This window comes from Streptococcus sp. 27098_8_74, assembly GCF_041431705.1.
GTDB classification, from domain to species: Bacteria; Bacillota; Bacilli; order Lactobacillales; family Streptococcaceae; genus Streptococcus; species Streptococcus salivarius_E.
In genome coordinates this window covers 36,219-53,297 of record NZ_JAPVYF010000016.1, presented here as the reverse complement: position 1 = coordinate 53,297, position 17,079 = coordinate 36,219, and the positions used below count along the sequence as shown (strand labels likewise).

Here is a 17,079-nt window from a genome sequence, read left to right as displayed (position 1 = left end):
TAGCTTGTGGGGTGATTTTTTGTGTAGCGAATGAATGCAACTTTTAAATACAAAGGTCGAAGTATTCGTATTTGTCTTTCGACAAGTTCCCTTAACCACATAACCCTATTTCTCTAGCCAAAAGAACGCTTGGTTTAACATCTCTTTTGCTTGACCAATCATACACGGTCCATGAGAAATAATAATATTCTTAGGTTCCCATTTCTTTATTTTGTGGTAGCTCCTCAAAGCTTGTTTTTTGCCAAATAAGAAGCTCATTCTTAAATCTCTTGGTGTTTTACCATTTGGATGGTGATTATCACCTATTTTAAAAAGTAGCTTTTCAAAAAGCGATAATTTCTCAGTTTCTATGTTTTCAATAAGATCCGTTAAAATCAAAGTTGAACTTTCAGTATGGAAAAAAACAACCTCTTTTACATAAAAACTTCCCTCAAATGTTGTAAAACAAATTTCTTCGTTCCAATTGGCCTTGCTTAATTCCTGACCATAATCCAAACTCATTCCCGATTTTCTGGCACGCTTTTGAACACCACTAGCTAGCCAAACTTTTGCTTCAGGAAATAGTTGATGCCATTCATCTATATAACTATAATGTAAGACATTTGGAGCAATAAGGTGTTTTACCTCACCCAATTGCTTGATTTCAAAAAGCAAATTGTCACTAGGCTTAATCGGTGAATGCACCCAAATACCACCATTCTTCAAACGGATAACCGTCATTCTAGTTGAAAAAGGCACTTTGAATAATTTGAAATCCATCTGTACTTCTTCCCCATCTACAATCCATAGGTTATCTGCTATCTTTTTTAAGGAATTGAGGGGACTATATTTTTTGACTTCCATGAGACTCTGCTTTCTAAATTAATAAAGTATAATCAATCATTATTCTCCAAAAATGGAACAACCAAGTCAATCCACTCTTGAGGTAGGTAGGCTGATAAATAGCCGTGATTATAGCCTTTTGCCTCAAACAAGATAGTGTTGGGATGCAGCTGCTGAAATAATCTAGCTGATTCTTTAACACATTTCAATTCTTTTTCGCCATAAATATAGAGAGCCTGTGCTTTACTTTTTGAAATCCTACTCTTCAACTTATAATGCCCCATATAGGTTTTATAGATAGTCACTAATGTTTTGATAGGTGTCCTTGGCATATCCTCCATATAATAATTTTTTATCTCGTCTGGGTAAGCTAATTGGGGATAGAATTTATTCATTAAGCTTAACTGAAGTTTACAAGAGGATTTACTAAACATCAGTTTACCAAATAAAGATACCAACAAGATGCTAAATCTCGCCAACCTTGGTTGAGGAATACAGATACTTCCGTCTATGATAGCTTTCTCAGCTATATCGCTATCTAAGGACAATATCTCCATAGCAATTTGACCTCCAAGTGAAACTCCACCTAAAGCAAATACTTTCCCACCACAGTTTTGTCGAACATAATCTAGAATTTCCTGTGCCAAATCTTCCGTTGATATATAATCCTCTTGATACTCTTCTCCGTGTCCATTAAGTGTAGGTAAAATGACATGGTAATTATGAGACAGGAGACGAGCTTGTCTAAGATAATTCCACCAAGAGCTACCCCCACCATGTATCAATAAAATGGGAGGTAAATTTTTATCACCAAACTCATGAAATTTCATATTTGATACCCTCCAAAATGTCTCATATTGCCAGTACCATACTCGTCTTGAAAGCTATGTTCACCTTTATTATTCTACTATTTACTCTGCTTAGCTCTGTTACAAGTAAGAGAGACAATATCGCAACCTACCTAGTCAAGGCCAAATTCCTTTCTCGCATCAGCTAGAGAAGAGACTTTACCTTGAATAATTTCCTGATGCCCGACTAAAATTTTCTTTTTCAAATCCTCAAAAGCCACTTGATACGTTGCCTCTGGAAAATCACTAGACACATATTTGCTTTGGTTAACCATTATATTTTCCATTTTTCTAAGCGTTCTATTTTGTATATATTTATTGTAACATGAAGAAGAAATATGATTCAGATAAAAATATCAAATGACTTACCATAAAAAGCCCTGTCACCAAGGCTTTTCATTCTACACATTTTCTAGGCCTCACAAGCAGTGATACCGCTTCAACATGTCGTGCTAGTATACTCCTATATTATAGAACGAAAGAGAATTACACACTCAACTCAAACAACTTATAAAACTCACCTCTCCTATCCATCAAGTCACCAAAAGAACCATCTTCAACAATGACGCCACCTTTCATAAAGAGAATTCTATCGTATTTTTTCAAAATGTTCTCATTCAACTTGTGGGTTACTACAAGTGCAGTCAAATCTTGAATATCCAGGATTGAATTTTCAATTTCAGTAGTTACTTGATTATCCAAAGATGAGGTAGCCTCATCCAATAATAAGATTGGTGTTTTTCGAATTAAGGCACGCGCAATACTAAGTCTTTGTTTTTGTCCGCCAGATAGATTTGAGCCATTCTCTCCACATAAAGCTTGTAGACCAGATTCATTTTCTAAAACATAACTTTCTAAACCTGACTGCTGTACCGCTTGCTTTATTTCCTCATCAGTGAAGAATTGATTAAGAGTAATATTTGCTCTTAAAGTATCATCAAAGATATAAACGTCTTGTTGAACAATAGTCATTAAGTTATAAAGGCTCCCTGCTGAAATAGCTTGCAAATCTATATTATCAATTGAAATATGTCCACTTGTTACATCGTAAAAACGCAGTAATAGATTGAGCAAAGTTGATTTCCCACTCCCTGACATTCCTACAATTGCAATTTTTTCTCCTTTTTTAATCTTCAAAGATAAATGATTAAAAATTTTTTCTTCAGCATTAGGGTAAGAAAAGTCTATATTTGAAAAAGAAATAACATCATCGAAATATTCTTTCGTTTCACCAGTCTGAAGTTCGGTTACATCTTTTACCTCAAATGCATCTAGTGTTGCCTGACCTTCACGGAATTTACTCATTCCCATACCAACTTCATTTAGTGGCATTACTACAAAATTGACCAGTTGAACAATAGCTGTTACACTTCCAATTGTGGTATAGCCATTAAAAACAAGATACATTCCTCCACCAAAGGCTACTAAAAAAACAATCATCCCCGAAAGCTGCGAAATAACATTAGCTAAAACATCAAATTTCCCTTTTATAAAATTTATTTCATCAAATTTTTCACTTTCATGACTATAATCCTCACAGATAGCCTCTTTCACATTAAAACTTTTGATAACAAGAAATCCTGCTAAAATATCTTTAACCTTAGCTAAATACTTCTGATCTGCAATCATAGCACTATTTTGTAGAGAGGCTGATTTTTGTCCAATAAATCCTGAAATCATCATTGGAATAATGCTAGCAATGATTACTAATAAGGTCAAAAACCAATTACCTATAAACATAGCTAGGAGTGAAAAAATCATTAAGGAAAGGTTTTTTGAAATATTAAAATACTGGTGTAGATAATCTTGCTCAATTTTCTTCATATTTTCAGTTAATACAGAAATAAATTTCCCTGATTTTTCTTTAGAAAAGTTTCTATAATCGCTATCTAAAATAGATTGGAACACCTTGTTTTTGTATGTTGACATGATTTGCCTAACAAGTTTATTTCTCAATCGAAGAGATATAAAGTTGAGTCCTGCATAGATGAAAATAACACTAGCTCCTACTAGTACCGCTTGAGTTAAGGCATCTTCATTATGGGACATACCACTATCAATAATCCCTTTAATAGAATAAGCAAAAGCAATATTAGTTAAAGGGACCAGTATATTAAATATCATGAAAGCATAGAAAGCCTTCTGATGGTTCTTTATCAATTGTTTCATCCTTAATCTACCTCATAATTCTTAATTTCATTTAGAAAATGAGACATAAAATATTCTTCTAAGTTAATATTCTCTCTCCTAATCTCTTTCATAGAGACCTGTTCTACCATTTCTCCATTTTTGATAAAACCAATTTTATCTGCTATCTGTGAAATTTCCGATAATATATGACTCGATATTAGTATTGTAATTCCATGCTCCTTAGAAAGCGACAACAAAAGATTTCGAATTTCTTGAATTCCTATTGGATCTAAACCATTGATTGGCTCATCTAAAATTAACAATTTAGGTTTTGTTAGAAAGGCACGAGCTAAACCAAGCCTTTGCCTCATTCCTAATGAAAAATCTTTTACTTTTTTAGTCGTATTTTTTAATCCGACCATTCTTAAGGCTCTTATCATATCTGATTCAATAATATTTTTCCCCATATACTGAGCGTGAATTTCCAAAATTTCTTTTGCAGTGCAATTATCATAAAAAATTGGTGATTCAATAATACTTCCAATCTGACTTAGGATTTCTTCTCTGTGTTCTTGTAGATTTTTCCCAAAAATTTCAATACTACCTGATGTAATTGTTGATAAGGATAACATACATTTCATTAACGTTGTTTTCCCTGCACCATTCGGTCCTAAAAAACCATAGATTTCTCCTTCAGCAATTTGAAGGTTGATACCACTTAAAATTTCTTCTTTATCAATAGTTTTAAAAACTTCTTTTATTTCAACAATATTTCTCATTTCTATCTCTCTTTCTATATCCAGCTTTAAATGCAAGATTTTTTTCCCGGAGCATAAATACTAACTTATACAGTCTCTTTTTTTACAGAAATCATCAAGGAATTATAACTTGACTTCGTTTAAACTCAACTATGCTACTTGATATTAATATCTTTTCTTGAAATAGTATAAATTGAAAATGAAACAATCGTTAAACTTATGAAACTAGCAAATATTAAGAAGAATAAGTTATCAGCAATATTATTAGATAAACTTCCTGGACTTACATTTGAAAGTAATGCTGCTAAACCAAGCCCTGTAAGCATTGTTATAGCTGTTGAATGCTTAATCACACCTAAAACAAATGGTAGTAACCCTATTAGTACTGTTGCAAACGTTATTCCAGCTAAGTTAATTAATTGACTAGCTATAGGGATATAACTAGATTCAGTTACAACAGCCATGAATCTAATGAATAATTGAATCACTAAATGTGCAGAAAAATGTGCAATAAATGCTATTAGAATGACTGAAAGAATTTTTCCCCATAGTAACTTTATTTTAGAAATAGGATAAGAAAACAACTGAAAAATTGTTCTTCGTTTAAATTCATCAATAATAATCATAGACAATAAATAAGATTCGAAAATCAAAAATGCTGCTTTTGTAAATAAAGATGAAAACAATGAAGCTACAATTGCCCAACCTTCCCATTTACCAGTAACTCTAATAACATTAGAATCCTGTCCAGTGAATTCTCCTAGTTTATTGTCAGTACCTAAACCCATAATAATGATTGCTGTAATACCTAACACTATAAATATAGTACACAACCAGGCTAAAAATAATTTAGATTTAGAAACTTTATTTAATTCAATTTTAATAAGCGACAACATAGATTCTTTCCTCCAAAGCGTAAATAAAGAATAAACTATTCAGACTAATCTCGACAAATATTTAAAAATAAACTTATTCTTCAGACAATGTCACTATACATACTATCGGTATGTATATACTAAAAACAAACATACCTACGGTATGTATAATAGATTTTTAATAACACACTTAAAGTATGTTATTTTTTAATTATAAATTATGTAAGATAATTTATTCAATTGATAATACATAAATAGAAATGAGTATTAACAAGAATGTCATGCGACGACTTATTTACTATTTTTTTAAGTGTTCGAATAAGTTGAAAATCACCTCCATCATTTCATCAGAAATTAACTGTACCCCTAGACCTTCAAAAGTAAGTTTAATGAAATTCATTTTGCGCTTTAATTCTACTAATGAAAAAACGGAAATTTGAAAACCAATCCAAATATTTAGAGTTAAAACAATTAAATCTGCTAGCTCTTCTGGATATTCTGTTTTAATAGACCCATCTTCAACTCCTTCGTAAACTTTTTCTCTAATTTCGGGTAAAAAATCAGAAAATAGACCTAGATACTGCTCCCCTAACAAACGTGGACTTCTTAGCATGATTGAGGCAGAGTATACGAGCCTTTGGTGTTCAAAATTAGAGAAAGAGTCCATCAAAGAATTTTGTATCTTTTCTAATCCAGTATTTCCTCTCCAATTATAATTTAAAATTTCTTGATTATTTTCGCTAATGATTGTTTGAAGTATATCATATTTAGACTCAAAATGATGATAGATAACACCTTTTGTTAATCCACCTAAGCCATCAATGATATCTTGAATTGACGTATTATCAAATCCTTTTTCTAAAAATAAATTTTTGGAGACCTCTAGTATTTTTTTTCTAGTTTCATGTGAGTTTCTATTCCTTGCCATTTTAGTCCCTTTCTATCATACCGATGGTATGTAATTCTATTGTAGTGGAAGTAACTAATAATGTCAAATATCTTATCGGAAGCTGTTTTATTAATCATTTCATTTTCAAATGCAAATATTATTTAAATTCTCCAAATCTTAATTTAAAGATTTTAAAATGATTAAAGAAGTAATGAAATAATCCACATAACTATTTCAATAAGTTCTATTTTACCTAAACTGAAAATTCAGCTACTAAAGACTAGTTCACACTATGATACTTCCCCACTATATGACAAAAAGCCTTGGTTTCAAGGCTTTTCATAATTTTTTTCGTTACAAATCTTTTATCCTTTTATAAGCAATCCTACTCACTCAACAGTTCTGACTTGGCGTATCATCTCGTCGATATCCCTCCTCATTCTACGAGTCCTATCGCATGGGCAGAACATCTACTTCTACTACGCTGATGACTCAGCTCGCGCAAGCAGTGAGACTGCCTCCACATGTGATGCTAAAAAATATCTATATTATAGACCAAAACTTTTGTTCTTTTCTCAATTAGATAATATTCTTAGTTCAGTACAATTTTGGTAAGGTACGTTTTATTAATTTATCGGACGAATCGATACATCTCCAAGTCCATAAGAAAAAGAGTCAAAGATATCCTGATAGTCGAATGGAACTAGTTGCCCTGTTTGGTTCATAACAGCAAAGTCAACGCCTAACTCATGAATGAGATAAGGACCTCTAGTGTAAAGCCGTTTTTCTCAATGATAAGAGCCAGAGTCCAAAGAAGGGAATTCTCTCGTCCTTCGAGAAGGACTACTTATACAAGTTGCTGATGATTTCCCAGTGTTTAAAAGGATTTAATTTAATTTGTTTTAAGGTCATAAATTTCTCCTTAATTCCACCATCTAGCAAAATAGAAGTCTTTTTAAATATAACTCACGCCACGCCTTCGCAACGTTCTTTAGTTTAACGATTGAATCTCTTCTTTGACATATCCTTCTACATCTTCAATCTCTACAAACAGCGGGTCTAAGTGACACAAGAAGTGCCAATCTTCAGCGCCACGTTTTCTGTAGAGAATCGCTTCGCCGTCTTCGCTTCCGAAAAAGCTTCTGTCGGCTTCATATCCACAGCGTTCTAAGAAGTCTTTTGCCTTGCGATAGTTCGCTTCTCTTGCTTCGACATAGGCTTTCACTTCATCGTTGTTAACGACATACGCATCGATTTTTGAATATCCTTCGATCACTTTATCGTTTTTAACGGATAGATTCGAAATTTCTTTCCAAATAATGTCCACATTTTCTTCAGAATTAAACGAAAATCTAGATAAAGGGACAATATTTCCGTTAAAGACAATTTCCATATAATACGGCAAGTATTTTGGGTTCACATACTCCACTTCAAACCCATCTTCTGTTTCTAAAGTATACCCAGGGATTTGAGCTACAAACGCTCTCCCCTCTTCTAAAGAGTCAAACGTGACTAAATCCTTTTGATAATCACCTTGATAAAATTCCAATATAACCATCGATAACCCTCCATTTAAACTTTACAGCGAGCGCTACACAAATTTATTTTTCAGATCTTACAAGCAGTGATACTGCCTCAACATGAAACGACTGATCACTGAGTATATCAAGTGAAGCTGTCTGTATGTGGAAACATGTCTATAAACCTTTTAACGATCGCATAAGGTTATCATTTAAATGTATTACCTCGACAAACTGGGAGTTAGAAAGATCTCCGCAAATAAACCATGTCTACCAACTGAATGCCATCTTCATATATTGGATGGTCATAATTGTCTGTAAAGAAGTTCTGGGCGATATGTGATCGCACAAACCCACACTTTTCATAAAACGGAATCGTCATTGGACTATCGCCCGTTCCTACCTGCAGGGTAGAATACTCTTCTCTGTATTTCGTGATAAGAAAATCAATCATAGCTTTCGCGTAACCTTTGCCTTGATATTCCGGTACTGTCGCAATATTCTTAATTTCAAGTACGCCATTCCCCACATCGATTACAACACACTCACATTTAATACCATTATCATCAAGTACATACATTTTACCCTTATCAATATAACGGTCTATCATATCCTCCTGCTCATCTGCCAATAATAGCAACTCAATATAATTTTTTTTATTTTCCATAACCTCTATGATTTCCATCAACAACCCACTTCTTAAAATATTTATTGTTATTATTGTTTCGCAAATAATTTATAAACTCGATTTTAGCATTCCACGGGTTCAATGATTTGTAATCAAATCCAATGATTTCAAAGCTGTCATCAAAAATTGTTTATAGTGATTAGCTTCTTCTGCATTACCACCCTTACCATGAACATATATAACGGCATTTTTCATTCAAATCCTCTCCACAAATTCGAATTTGATTATTTCTTTTTCTTCGGTTTTGGTGCAGGTAACTCATCATACATTGAATTGAATAAGCCGGTTAAAAATTCTTTGTTGTCAACATCATCTACCAACAGCATTTCCTTTGCTCCATCATATGGTGACTCGTACTTTGCATTTGGCATATATGCTATTGCAGATTTAACAGGCTTCACTAAAAATCTATCATCATAAATCCCACCCACAATTTTTCCGCGATAATAAACAATATATTCGCCCATCATTGATCTATATGTTATTTCTTCCAAATCGGATAGTTGTTCTAATAGGATGTAATTTTTAACAATATCTGTTATACTATCCTTAGTTAGGTTTCTCCACTTATGGAGATAGAAGGTTTCAGACTTGAGAACAGAATGGAACCATTCGATACAGGCATTATCTGCTGGTGTTCCTTTTCGGGACATGGAGCGGGTGATGCCTTTTTCTGTACAAGCCTGATAGTAGGCTTTTGAGGTGTAGACAGAGCCCTGGTCGCTGTGGAAAAGTGCTCCTTGAGGTAGCTCAAGTTGATTAAGTGTGTCGAGTACAAAGTCCGTATCTTGGCACTCGGAGATGGTATAAGCTACAATTTCACGATTATAGAGATCCATGATCGAAGATAGATAAAGTCTACAGTTTTCAAAATAGAGGTAGGTGATGTCTGTGACAAGTTTCTCCATAGGCTTGCCTGCCTGGAAATCACGATCCAGCTTATTGTCTGTTACATGGTAAGGCTTCCCTAATTTAGGTCCCTTCTTGGGACGGACACGGCAAAGGCAACCCTTTTCCTTTTCGCTTCATATAGCTTTCTATGTCAAACAAATTCTTCTTATCATAGTCCTCAAGTAATCTATAGTTCTTATGCTTTGTAATATCGTATTTATCTGAAAGAAAAGGTCTGACACCTCTAAGCTGAAAGATACATTTACTACCGTCCATTACAGTAATCTCATCTTGACTCATCAGTTCTTTGCCTGTCTTTTGATAGTTTAAACCAAAGCTCTTTTGATTTGACCTTGTTTCCGATGTGTTATATAAATCTATCGTTTCTTTTCCCAGTGTTTCAGACAATTCTTTTAGTGTAGTTTGCTCCTTGCCACCAAGAAACAAGGTACTATCACAGTTACCTACGATTGTATCGGCATTATCCTTATAGATTGCCTTTAACTGAGATTGTGCTTGAAGTATGATACTTGCTGAAATCTCTCTACTTCTGATTGTGGCAATCAGCTTTTCAAACTTTGGAATTAAGCCGATATTTGCAAACTCATCAAGAAGGCATCTTACATGAACAGGAAGCCTACCGCCATATACATCATCTGCCTTATCACATAAGAGATTAAAAAGTTGTGAGTACATAATGGATACTACAAAGTTAAAGGTATCATCTGTATCAGAGATAATAACAAAGAGAGCCGTTTTTCTATCCCCCAGTGTATCAAGCTCCAGTTCATCTTCACTCATCAAGTCCCTAAGTTCCCTAATATCAAATGGAGCAAGCCTTGCACCACTTTGATGAAATTTTTTAAATCATAAGAATAGAATCTGTTAAGCCACTTTTTGAGCAATCATCACACCAATCGGTGCAAGACCTCCATGTGCCAATTTCATTTCAACTACTGAAAATCCATATTCTTTAATAAAATCTTCAAATTCCTTTTTATCCCATTCTTGATACATCTTAAATCCTAAAATAGACATCAAACTTTTTATCATTTTTCTTTGTTTTCCCTCTTTCCATAGAAAAGTGGGGGCGAACAAAGTCCCATTAGGTTTTAACACCCTATATATTTCTTTCATCGCCTCATCCGGTTTAGGCATAATATGAAGTGCATTAGCAATTAACACACAATCAAATTTTTCATGCGAATAGGATAATGCTACTGCATCGGCTGTTTCAAATGTAAGATTTTCGTATTCCCCACGCTTTTTAGCTTCCTTAATCATTTGTTCGGAAAAATCTGTGCCAATCCAACTTTTCGTATGCTTTGAAAGATTAAACGATAATTGTCCTGAGCCACAAGCAAGTTCAAGCACCTCCATGTCTTTATTCAAATGAGGACGAATGTATTCGCAAACTTTATCATATACTCCTTTGTCTTTTTTCATGAAAGGAGCATATAGCTTAGCAAATTTATCCCAAAATTTTTTATTGCTTTTATCAATCATTTCAACGCTCCTTTAAATATAAAAATGATCCTATCAATCTTTATATTGAGCCTATTTTCTCATTGATACCTTGCAAGAAAGGAATAATAGCTGTTCCTATACCAAGTAGGAATGTCATAAATGCAGAAAGTCATATGCTGTCATTCTTTTCTATTCAATCATTTTGAAGTGTCTCAAGGCATCCATGATAGCTTCTTCTTTTTCAGGTGTACACTGTGGAATAATTTGTTTCTCCTTTTTAGACTTGCTGTAATGTTCTCGTAATTCTATTCCACATTTCCTTTTTATCTGTGCAATATATAATGTCGGAACTTTTAATTCAAATTTATTCCAAACATATTCTTTGATTTGAGCATATGTTGCCTTACTTTCAGCACTGGTCAAATCAAGCTCATCCAGCTCAATTTCAACGTCTATATGCTTATCGACATCGAGTTTGGACAAAAGTGCTACCGCCTCAACATGATGCGTTTGTGGGAGTTCAAAGCTCCAGTGGAGCTTTGAAGCATCTCGCCTTGAAATGTAAAAGCGAGATGTTTAACTGCGTTTTACCAATAAACTCACACACTCGACATGATGCGTTTGCGGAAAAAGATCCACCGGCTGTACTTTTTTCAATTCATAGCCCAATTCTTGATAGAGTTTGATATCACGCGCCATAGTTGCTGGGTTACATGAGACGTAAGTAATCTTCTCAGGTTGCATGGCGACGCTGGCTTTGATGAAGCTTTCTGTCAAGCCCTTGCGTGGTGGATCCACAATGATGACGTCTGGTTTGATGCCATCCTTGCTCCACTTGGCCATGGCATTTTCAGCTGAGTCAGCCACATAGTGGGCATTTGTAATGCCGTTGCGTTCTGCATTTTTCTTGGCATCTTCGACAGCTGTTTCGATGACTTCAACGCCGTAGACTTCCTTGACCTGTTTTGCAAATGACAAACCGATTGTCCCGATTCCTGAATAGGCATCAATAACAATGCTGTCGCTGTTTAGATCTGAGAAGTCAATGGCTGTTTGATAGAGTTTTTCAGCCATCTCGGTGTTAACCTGATAGAAAGACTGGGCAGAGATCTCATAGTCATTACCCAACATACTATCTGTAATGGTGTCTTGACCATAAAGGGTACGAAATTCCTTACCAAAGATGGCGTTAGTGTTCTTATCGTTGATGTTTTGGATGATAGAAACGACACTTGGGAAAGCTTCTGTAATTTTAGCAATGACTTGGTCAATACGGAAGACTTTTGGTCTGGTCGTTACAAAGACCAACATCATCTGACCTGAATAATGGCCACGACGAACCACCAAGTGACGAATCAAACCTGTCTGCTCCTTCTCGTCGTATGGTTTGAGGTCATAGCGACGGAGAAGGTCACGGACAAAGACAATGAGTTTATCAATTTCCTTGTCTTGGATAAGGAAATCTTCAATTGGAATCAAGTCGTGCGAATTCTTGCGGTAGAAACCTGTTTCAAGCTGACCTTTAACACGGCGAACAGGTACCTGAGCCTTGTTACGGTAGGCGTAAGGCGTCTCCATCCCCAATGTTTCAGTGACCTCTACGTCTGAGATGCCTGCTGTCTTATAGAGGTTGTCCACAACTTGTTTACGCTTGAACTTGAGCTGCTCCTCGTAGGTCATATGTCCAAAATCAGCAATCCCTGAACGGAGATAGGTTGCATCAATGTCCTGATTGCGGTTTGGTGAAAGGGTCACATACTCCTCAACCTTTCCAAAACCGATATTTTTCTTGAGCTTAAGCACGCGCATCTTGATGACTTCACCTGGGAGGGCATTATCCACGAAAAAGACAAAGCCATCCACCTTGGCAACGCCTGCTCCTTCATGTGTCAAATCGACAATTTCAACTTCTACAATATCGTTTTTATTTAACATAATTCAACTTTCTTTACTCTTATAGGGCTTAAACATATCTTCTAAAGCCTTTTACTACCCTCCATTATAGCACATATAAATTAAATTTATGGCTGGCCATAAATAATATAGATTTTTCAGAAAAGTCATACAGTGCTATCATAGGTCCATGACAAAAAATTAAACGACTCAGCAACTTGCTAGATGTCGTTTCTATCTAAAGGAGAATAATCATGCCAGATATTACCATTCATACAATCGAAACTGCACCAGAAGAAGTCAAAGACGTCCTTCAAACAGTCAAAGATGCCAATGGGGGATACATTCCAAACTTGATTGGTCTCCTTGCTAATGCGCCAACTGCGCTTGAAACTTACCGTACTGTAGGTGAAATCAACCGTCGCAATTCATTGACACCAACTGAACGTGAGGTTGTTCAAATTACAGCTGCTGTTACTAACGGATGTGCTTTCTGTGTGGCAGGTCACACAGCCTTTTCAATCAAGCAAATCCAAATGACACCTCAACTCTTGGAAGCTCTTCGTAACCGTACACCAATCGAAGACGATCCAAAACTTGATACCCTTGCTAAATTTACTATTGCCGTGATTAATACTAAAGGTGCTGTTGGTGACGAAGCCTACAATGACTTCTTGGAAGCTGGCTACACTGCTCAAAATGCCCTTGACGTTATCTTGGGTGTCAGCCTTGCTAGCTTGTGTAACTACGCTAACAATCTCGCACAAACACCGATTAACCCTGAACTTCAAGAATTCGCTTAATTCAAAACGAAGCGATAAACAGAGGAGGACCTAAGCCTATGTCACATTTTTCAAAAGAATTCCTTACTTGGTTGGATACCAACGCTGACCATATTGACCAAGAGTCTGGACCCATTGCGGACCAGCTTCTTGAAAAAATTGCTGAAAACGACGTCTTTAAAATCGGCGTGCCTGCTGAGTTTGATGGCCTAGGTGGTGGTCCTACTCAAGTCGTTGATGTGCTTGATGAATTGGCACAACACTCTTTGACAGCTTCCTTTATTTCTTGGGGACACCGTACTTTCATCGAGTATATCCTAGCTAGCGACAATGCTTATCCTCGTGAAACATGGTTGAAAGAATTGTATACCGGTGAGCGTGCTGGTGGAACTGGCTTGTCAAATGCGGTCAAATTCTTGTCAGATATTGAAGAATTGAATGTTACCATCAGTCAAGAAGGTGATGACTACTATCTTGATGGTCGTTTGCCTTGGGTGACTAACCTACGTTCTGATAAATTCGCTGCTCTCTTTGCTGCTGACTTTAAAGACGGTAGCCAACCTTGGATTATCACTATTCCATCTGAAGCTGAAGGCCTCAGCCGTTCTGAAGATTTGGAATTTGTTTCCCTTCAGGGTGCTAACACTGCCTCTCTTACTTTCGATCACGTTAAGTTAGATCCTAATTGGATCCTTTCAAAAGAAGGTACGGACTATATTGCCAAAACACGTCCAAACTTCCTTGGTTTCCAATTTGGTCTTGCCTTTGGTTTGGCCAAACGTTCTCTTAATGAGGTTGAAGCTAGTCTAAACAGTAACCGTAGCGTTCTTCGTGAAGAATTTGAAGCTACACGTGAAAATCTTCTTGCTATCCAAGACCAACTCTTTGCAGGTCTTAATGATGCCGATTATTTCATTGACAAACCACGTGAACTTTTCCAATTGCGTATCGATATTGTCGACGTCGTAGCCAACAGCCTGCTCCTCGAACTTCAGGCTAGTGGTGGCCGTGGCTATTTGAAAGAATCAGAGTCAAGCTTTATCCGTCGTTGGAATGAAGGCGTCTTCCTTCCAATTGTATCTCCGAGTGCGGTGCAGCTTCGTCACATTCTTGCAGCTAGCTAGAAAGGCCGGTGGACCAATGAAGGTATTTTTTAAGAAAATTCCCTTGGCCCTATCTAGTCTAGTTCTTGCCCTCTTTAGTTTATCCAATCAAATAAGCCACTTTGCCCTGATTGCTCAGGGCATTTGGTTTCTGGCCAGTATTGGTTTTATACTTATACTAGGACGCTTGATTCTTGGCTTTGAACAAGTAAGGGAAGATTTGCGCAACCCAGTCATTGCTTCGGCCTTTGCTAGCTTCTTTATGGCTGCCTTTCTCTTTGCCAGCCGCCTCCCACTAGCTAAAACAGGCTTAAGTGTGACTTGGGTTGGACTCCTTGGACTTTATATTGCCTATATTATTTTTTTCAGTCTGCGTTTTATGCGCCCACTATCTTTGAACCAAGTCTTTCCAAGCTGGTTCGTGGTCTATGTTGGCCCTGCTATCAGTCTTGTGACAGTACCGGCTAGTGTTCCAACTAGCATCAAGGGACTTATTCTAGGAGTAACGGGATTAGCGACTTTGGCCCTCTTTCCACTTGTTTTATGGAGAATGAAACAGATAGCCATCCCTCACCTATATCAGCCTATACTTGCTATTTTAGCAGCACCTCTGGCCCTTCTCATTACCAGCTCAATCAAGAGTAATCAAAAACCTGCAACTATCATTTTAGTCGGCCTGTTTGTCTTCTCACAAGCATTCTTTTTCTACGCTCTTAATCTCTTCGTAAAACTGGTTAGAAAAGGCTTTATGCCACTTTTTGCAGCTTTTAGCTTTCCCTTGGTCAATAGTGTCAATGCTTTTAAGGCAGCTACCACCAGTCTTGGTTTAGTCAATCTTGCTACCCAATTGATTTATAAGGTAGAGTTCGTCATTATTCTTCTTATCATGACCTATTTGCTCTATCATTTTCTAAAACTCTTATACAAGGCGCTTATACAAGCTCTTCATACCAAAAAAGAAGCAGGTTCAGTGTGAACCTGCTTCTTTTCTTATCTAAATCCTAGTTCTTTTAATTTTGCCTGATAAGTGTCAAAATCAATTTCAATTCCTTGACCGCCATACAAATCATAGCTGTCAATCCAATCACCATCCGAAGGAATGGTTTGCGAATTGATCCCTTTTTTGAAACTACCAGCATTTGAAAGCCCCAAGTCCAACATGTCCGTCATACTCATATTGGTTGAGGTTAGAGAGTAGACCTTCCCCAAAGCCTCAGGCCCTTTGAAGAGGCTAAGTGGATTCTTAAGCTGCTTCATGACAGCCTGCATCACTTGTTGCTGGCGCTTGGTACGGCCATAATCTCCCTCGTCATCCTTACGGAAACGGGCATAATTCAGAAGGGTGCGGCCATCCATATCTTGCTTACCAACTTTAATGGTTTGATTTGGCACGTGACCGTTCTTGTCCATCTTCAAATCATCTGGAACTTGAACCGAAGATACTTTTTTACCATCGATGGTCGCAAACTTCGCATTGATTTCTACACCATTTGGAAACAGGGTATCAACCCCTGTCGCAAAGGTTTCAAAGTCAACCATGGCATAGTACTTGATATCAATATCAAAGTTGCGTTTGAGCGTCTCACGCATGAGCTCTGCCCCTTGATGATTATTTTGCTCACCAATATTGAAAGCCGTATTGAGTTTCAAGTCCTGAGAATAGTCGGTTTCTGAAGCCCCCTTGATATTGACCAAGGTGTCTCGCATAAAGCTAACCATCTTAACCTTACCTTCTTTATTGCCCACATTGACTACCATAATGGAGTCTGTTCTGGCATCGGTAGATTCTTGGCTAACACGTTGGTCAGAACCAAGAATAAGGATATTAACCCCATCCTTGCTATCCTTACCATTAAAGGTCTCAACTATGGCAGGCTGGTAGGATTTACCATTATTACCTGCAGCAGAAAGGTCTGTTCCCTTGTAAAATTGATAAGCCATGGCTATCACTAGGAACACAACTCCTAGACTCAAGCAACTAAGTACTAGCTTGACAACCTTCTTGAGCCTTCTCTTTTTCTTTGGCCGCTTCTTCTGGGCTACTTGCGACTTGGACTTTGGAGCCGACGTTGATGAAGGTGCTGCTTGTCTTTGAACCTTTTTACGTTTAGGTTTACTTTGAGCAACTTCCTCTCGATAGACGGGTAGCCCTTCCTCAGTTAGCTGATTGGCAGCCTCATAATCACGCTCTTGATAATAGTCAGAACGATTGTCATAAGGCTGGTGCCATGCTGTTTGATAGTCCTCTCTTTGCGCTTGATACCTCCGCTCAGCTTCATAGGCATCTAACTTTCCTTGGAGATAATTGAATTCTGAAGCCTGCTGTCCATTCAGGTGAGCAAGATTTTTTAAAAGATAGCTGTAACGTAACCGTTCATGATGCGTAAACGGCCCATTGTTAGATTTGGTCATA

16 protein-coding genes and 3 pseudogenes are annotated in these 17,079 nt (G+C 36.7%); 3 read left to right on the top strand and 16 right to left on the bottom strand.

The annotated features are described in order from the left end of the window. Positions 1-105: 105 nt before the first annotated feature. The 15 genes and pseudogenes from O3670_RS07630 to rlmD form a co-directional block, all read right to left on the bottom strand. Positions 106-843: a DUF4336 domain-containing protein gene (locus O3670_RS07630; RefSeq protein WP_175061719.1), complete on the bottom strand. Its 738-nt coding sequence runs from the start codon at positions 841-843 to the stop codon at positions 106-108. A gap of 32 nt (positions 844-875) precedes the next feature. Then, on the bottom strand, positions 876-1,652 hold the full coding sequence (locus O3670_RS07625) for an alpha/beta fold hydrolase (RefSeq protein WP_175061718.1): 777 nt from the start codon (positions 1,650-1,652) through the stop codon (positions 876-878). A gap of 131 nt (positions 1,653-1,783) precedes the next feature. Then, complete coding sequence (locus O3670_RS07620; RefSeq protein WP_002890505.1) at positions 1,784-1,957, bottom strand: hypothetical protein; 174 nt, start codon at positions 1,955-1,957, stop codon at positions 1,784-1,786. Between the two features lie 199 nt (positions 1,958-2,156). Then, a complete protein-coding gene (locus tag O3670_RS07615; RefSeq protein WP_371595950.1) occupies positions 2,157-3,839 on the bottom strand; it encodes an ABC transporter ATP-binding protein in 1,683 nt (560 codons plus the stop codon). 2 nt (positions 3,840-3,841) lie between these two features. Next, on the bottom strand, positions 3,842-4,579 hold the full coding sequence (locus O3670_RS07610) for an ABC transporter ATP-binding protein (RefSeq protein ID WP_006597273.1): 738 nt from the start codon (positions 4,577-4,579) through the stop codon (positions 3,842-3,844). Between the two features lie 134 nt (positions 4,580-4,713). Further along, positions 4,714-5,454, bottom strand: coding sequence for an ABC-2 transporter permease family protein (locus tag O3670_RS07605; RefSeq protein WP_006596093.1), 741 nt, complete (start codon positions 5,452-5,454; stop codon positions 4,714-4,716). Positions 5,455-5,731: 277 nt separating this feature from the next. Next, positions 5,732-6,361 (bottom strand): TetR/AcrR family transcriptional regulator, encoded by a 630-nt coding sequence (locus O3670_RS07600; RefSeq protein WP_006596092.1) that lies wholly within the window; start codon positions 6,359-6,361, stop codon positions 5,732-5,734. Positions 6,362-7,313: 952 nt separating this feature from the next. Beyond that, entirely contained in the window at positions 7,314-7,880 is a 567-nt protein-coding gene (locus O3670_RS07595) for a hypothetical protein (protein ID WP_175061714.1), read from the bottom strand. Between the two features lie 203 nt (positions 7,881-8,083). Continuing rightward, a complete protein-coding gene (locus O3670_RS07590) occupies positions 8,084-8,527 on the bottom strand; it encodes a GNAT family N-acetyltransferase (RefSeq protein ID WP_175061713.1) in 444 nt (147 codons plus the stop codon). A gap of 227 nt (positions 8,528-8,754) precedes the next feature. After that, positions 8,755-9,072, bottom strand: a complete 318-nt coding sequence (locus O3670_RS07585; RefSeq protein ID WP_371595952.1) for a TfoX/Sxy family protein — start codon at positions 9,070-9,072, stop codon at positions 8,755-8,757. Continuing rightward, a pseudogene (locus O3670_RS07580) lies at positions 9,046-9,531 on the bottom strand (IS3 family transposase); the annotation flags it as partial. The pseudogene O3670_RS07580 and the gene O3670_RS07585, both read right to left, overlap by 27 nt. After that, a pseudogene (locus O3670_RS07575) lies at positions 9,503-10,267 on the bottom strand (VirD4-like conjugal transfer protein, CD1115 family); the annotation flags it as partial. The pseudogenes O3670_RS07575 and O3670_RS07580, both read right to left, overlap by 29 nt. 39 nt (positions 10,268-10,306) lie before the next feature. After that, positions 10,307-10,927 (bottom strand): class I SAM-dependent methyltransferase, encoded by a 621-nt coding sequence (locus tag O3670_RS07570; RefSeq protein WP_002890480.1) that lies wholly within the window; start codon positions 10,925-10,927, stop codon positions 10,307-10,309. 150 nt (positions 10,928-11,077) lie between these two features. Beyond that, positions 11,078-11,398 (bottom strand): annotated as a pseudogene (locus tag O3670_RS07565) (23S rRNA (uracil(1939)-C(5))-methyltransferase RlmD); the annotation flags it as partial. A 66-nt stretch (positions 11,399-11,464) separates the two neighbouring features. Then, complete coding sequence (rlmD, locus tag O3670_RS07560) at positions 11,465-12,823, bottom strand: 23S rRNA (uracil(1939)-C(5))-methyltransferase RlmD (protein WP_371595949.1); 1,359 nt, start codon at positions 12,821-12,823, stop codon at positions 11,465-11,467. Positions 12,824-13,035: 212 nt separating this feature from the next. Between rlmD and O3670_RS07555 the strand changes: the two genes are divergently transcribed. From O3670_RS07555 to O3670_RS07545, 3 genes are read left to right on the top strand one after another with little or no spacing between them, the layout of a single operon-like run. Then, entirely contained in the window at positions 13,036-13,584 is a 549-nt protein-coding gene (locus tag O3670_RS07555) for a carboxymuconolactone decarboxylase family protein (protein ID WP_002885920.1), read from the top strand. Positions 13,585-13,622: 38 nt separating this feature from the next. After that, entirely contained in the window at positions 13,623-14,687 is a 1,065-nt protein-coding gene (locus O3670_RS07550) for an acyl-CoA dehydrogenase family protein (protein ID WP_175064750.1), read from the top strand. 16 nt (positions 14,688-14,703) lie between these two features. After that, positions 14,704-15,642, top strand: coding sequence for an SLAC1 family transporter (locus tag O3670_RS07545; RefSeq protein WP_175061141.1), 939 nt, complete (start codon positions 14,704-14,706; stop codon positions 15,640-15,642). A 14-nt stretch (positions 15,643-15,656) separates the two neighbouring features. On the opposite strand, the gene O3670_RS07540 is transcribed toward O3670_RS07545, so the two are convergent. Continuing rightward, the gene (locus O3670_RS07540) at positions 15,657-17,078 is read right to left on the bottom strand and encodes an LCP family protein (RefSeq protein WP_156685474.1); all 1,422 of its coding nucleotides are present in this window, start codon (positions 17,076-17,078) and stop codon (positions 15,657-15,659) included. Between the last annotated feature and the right edge of the window lies 1 nt (position 17,079).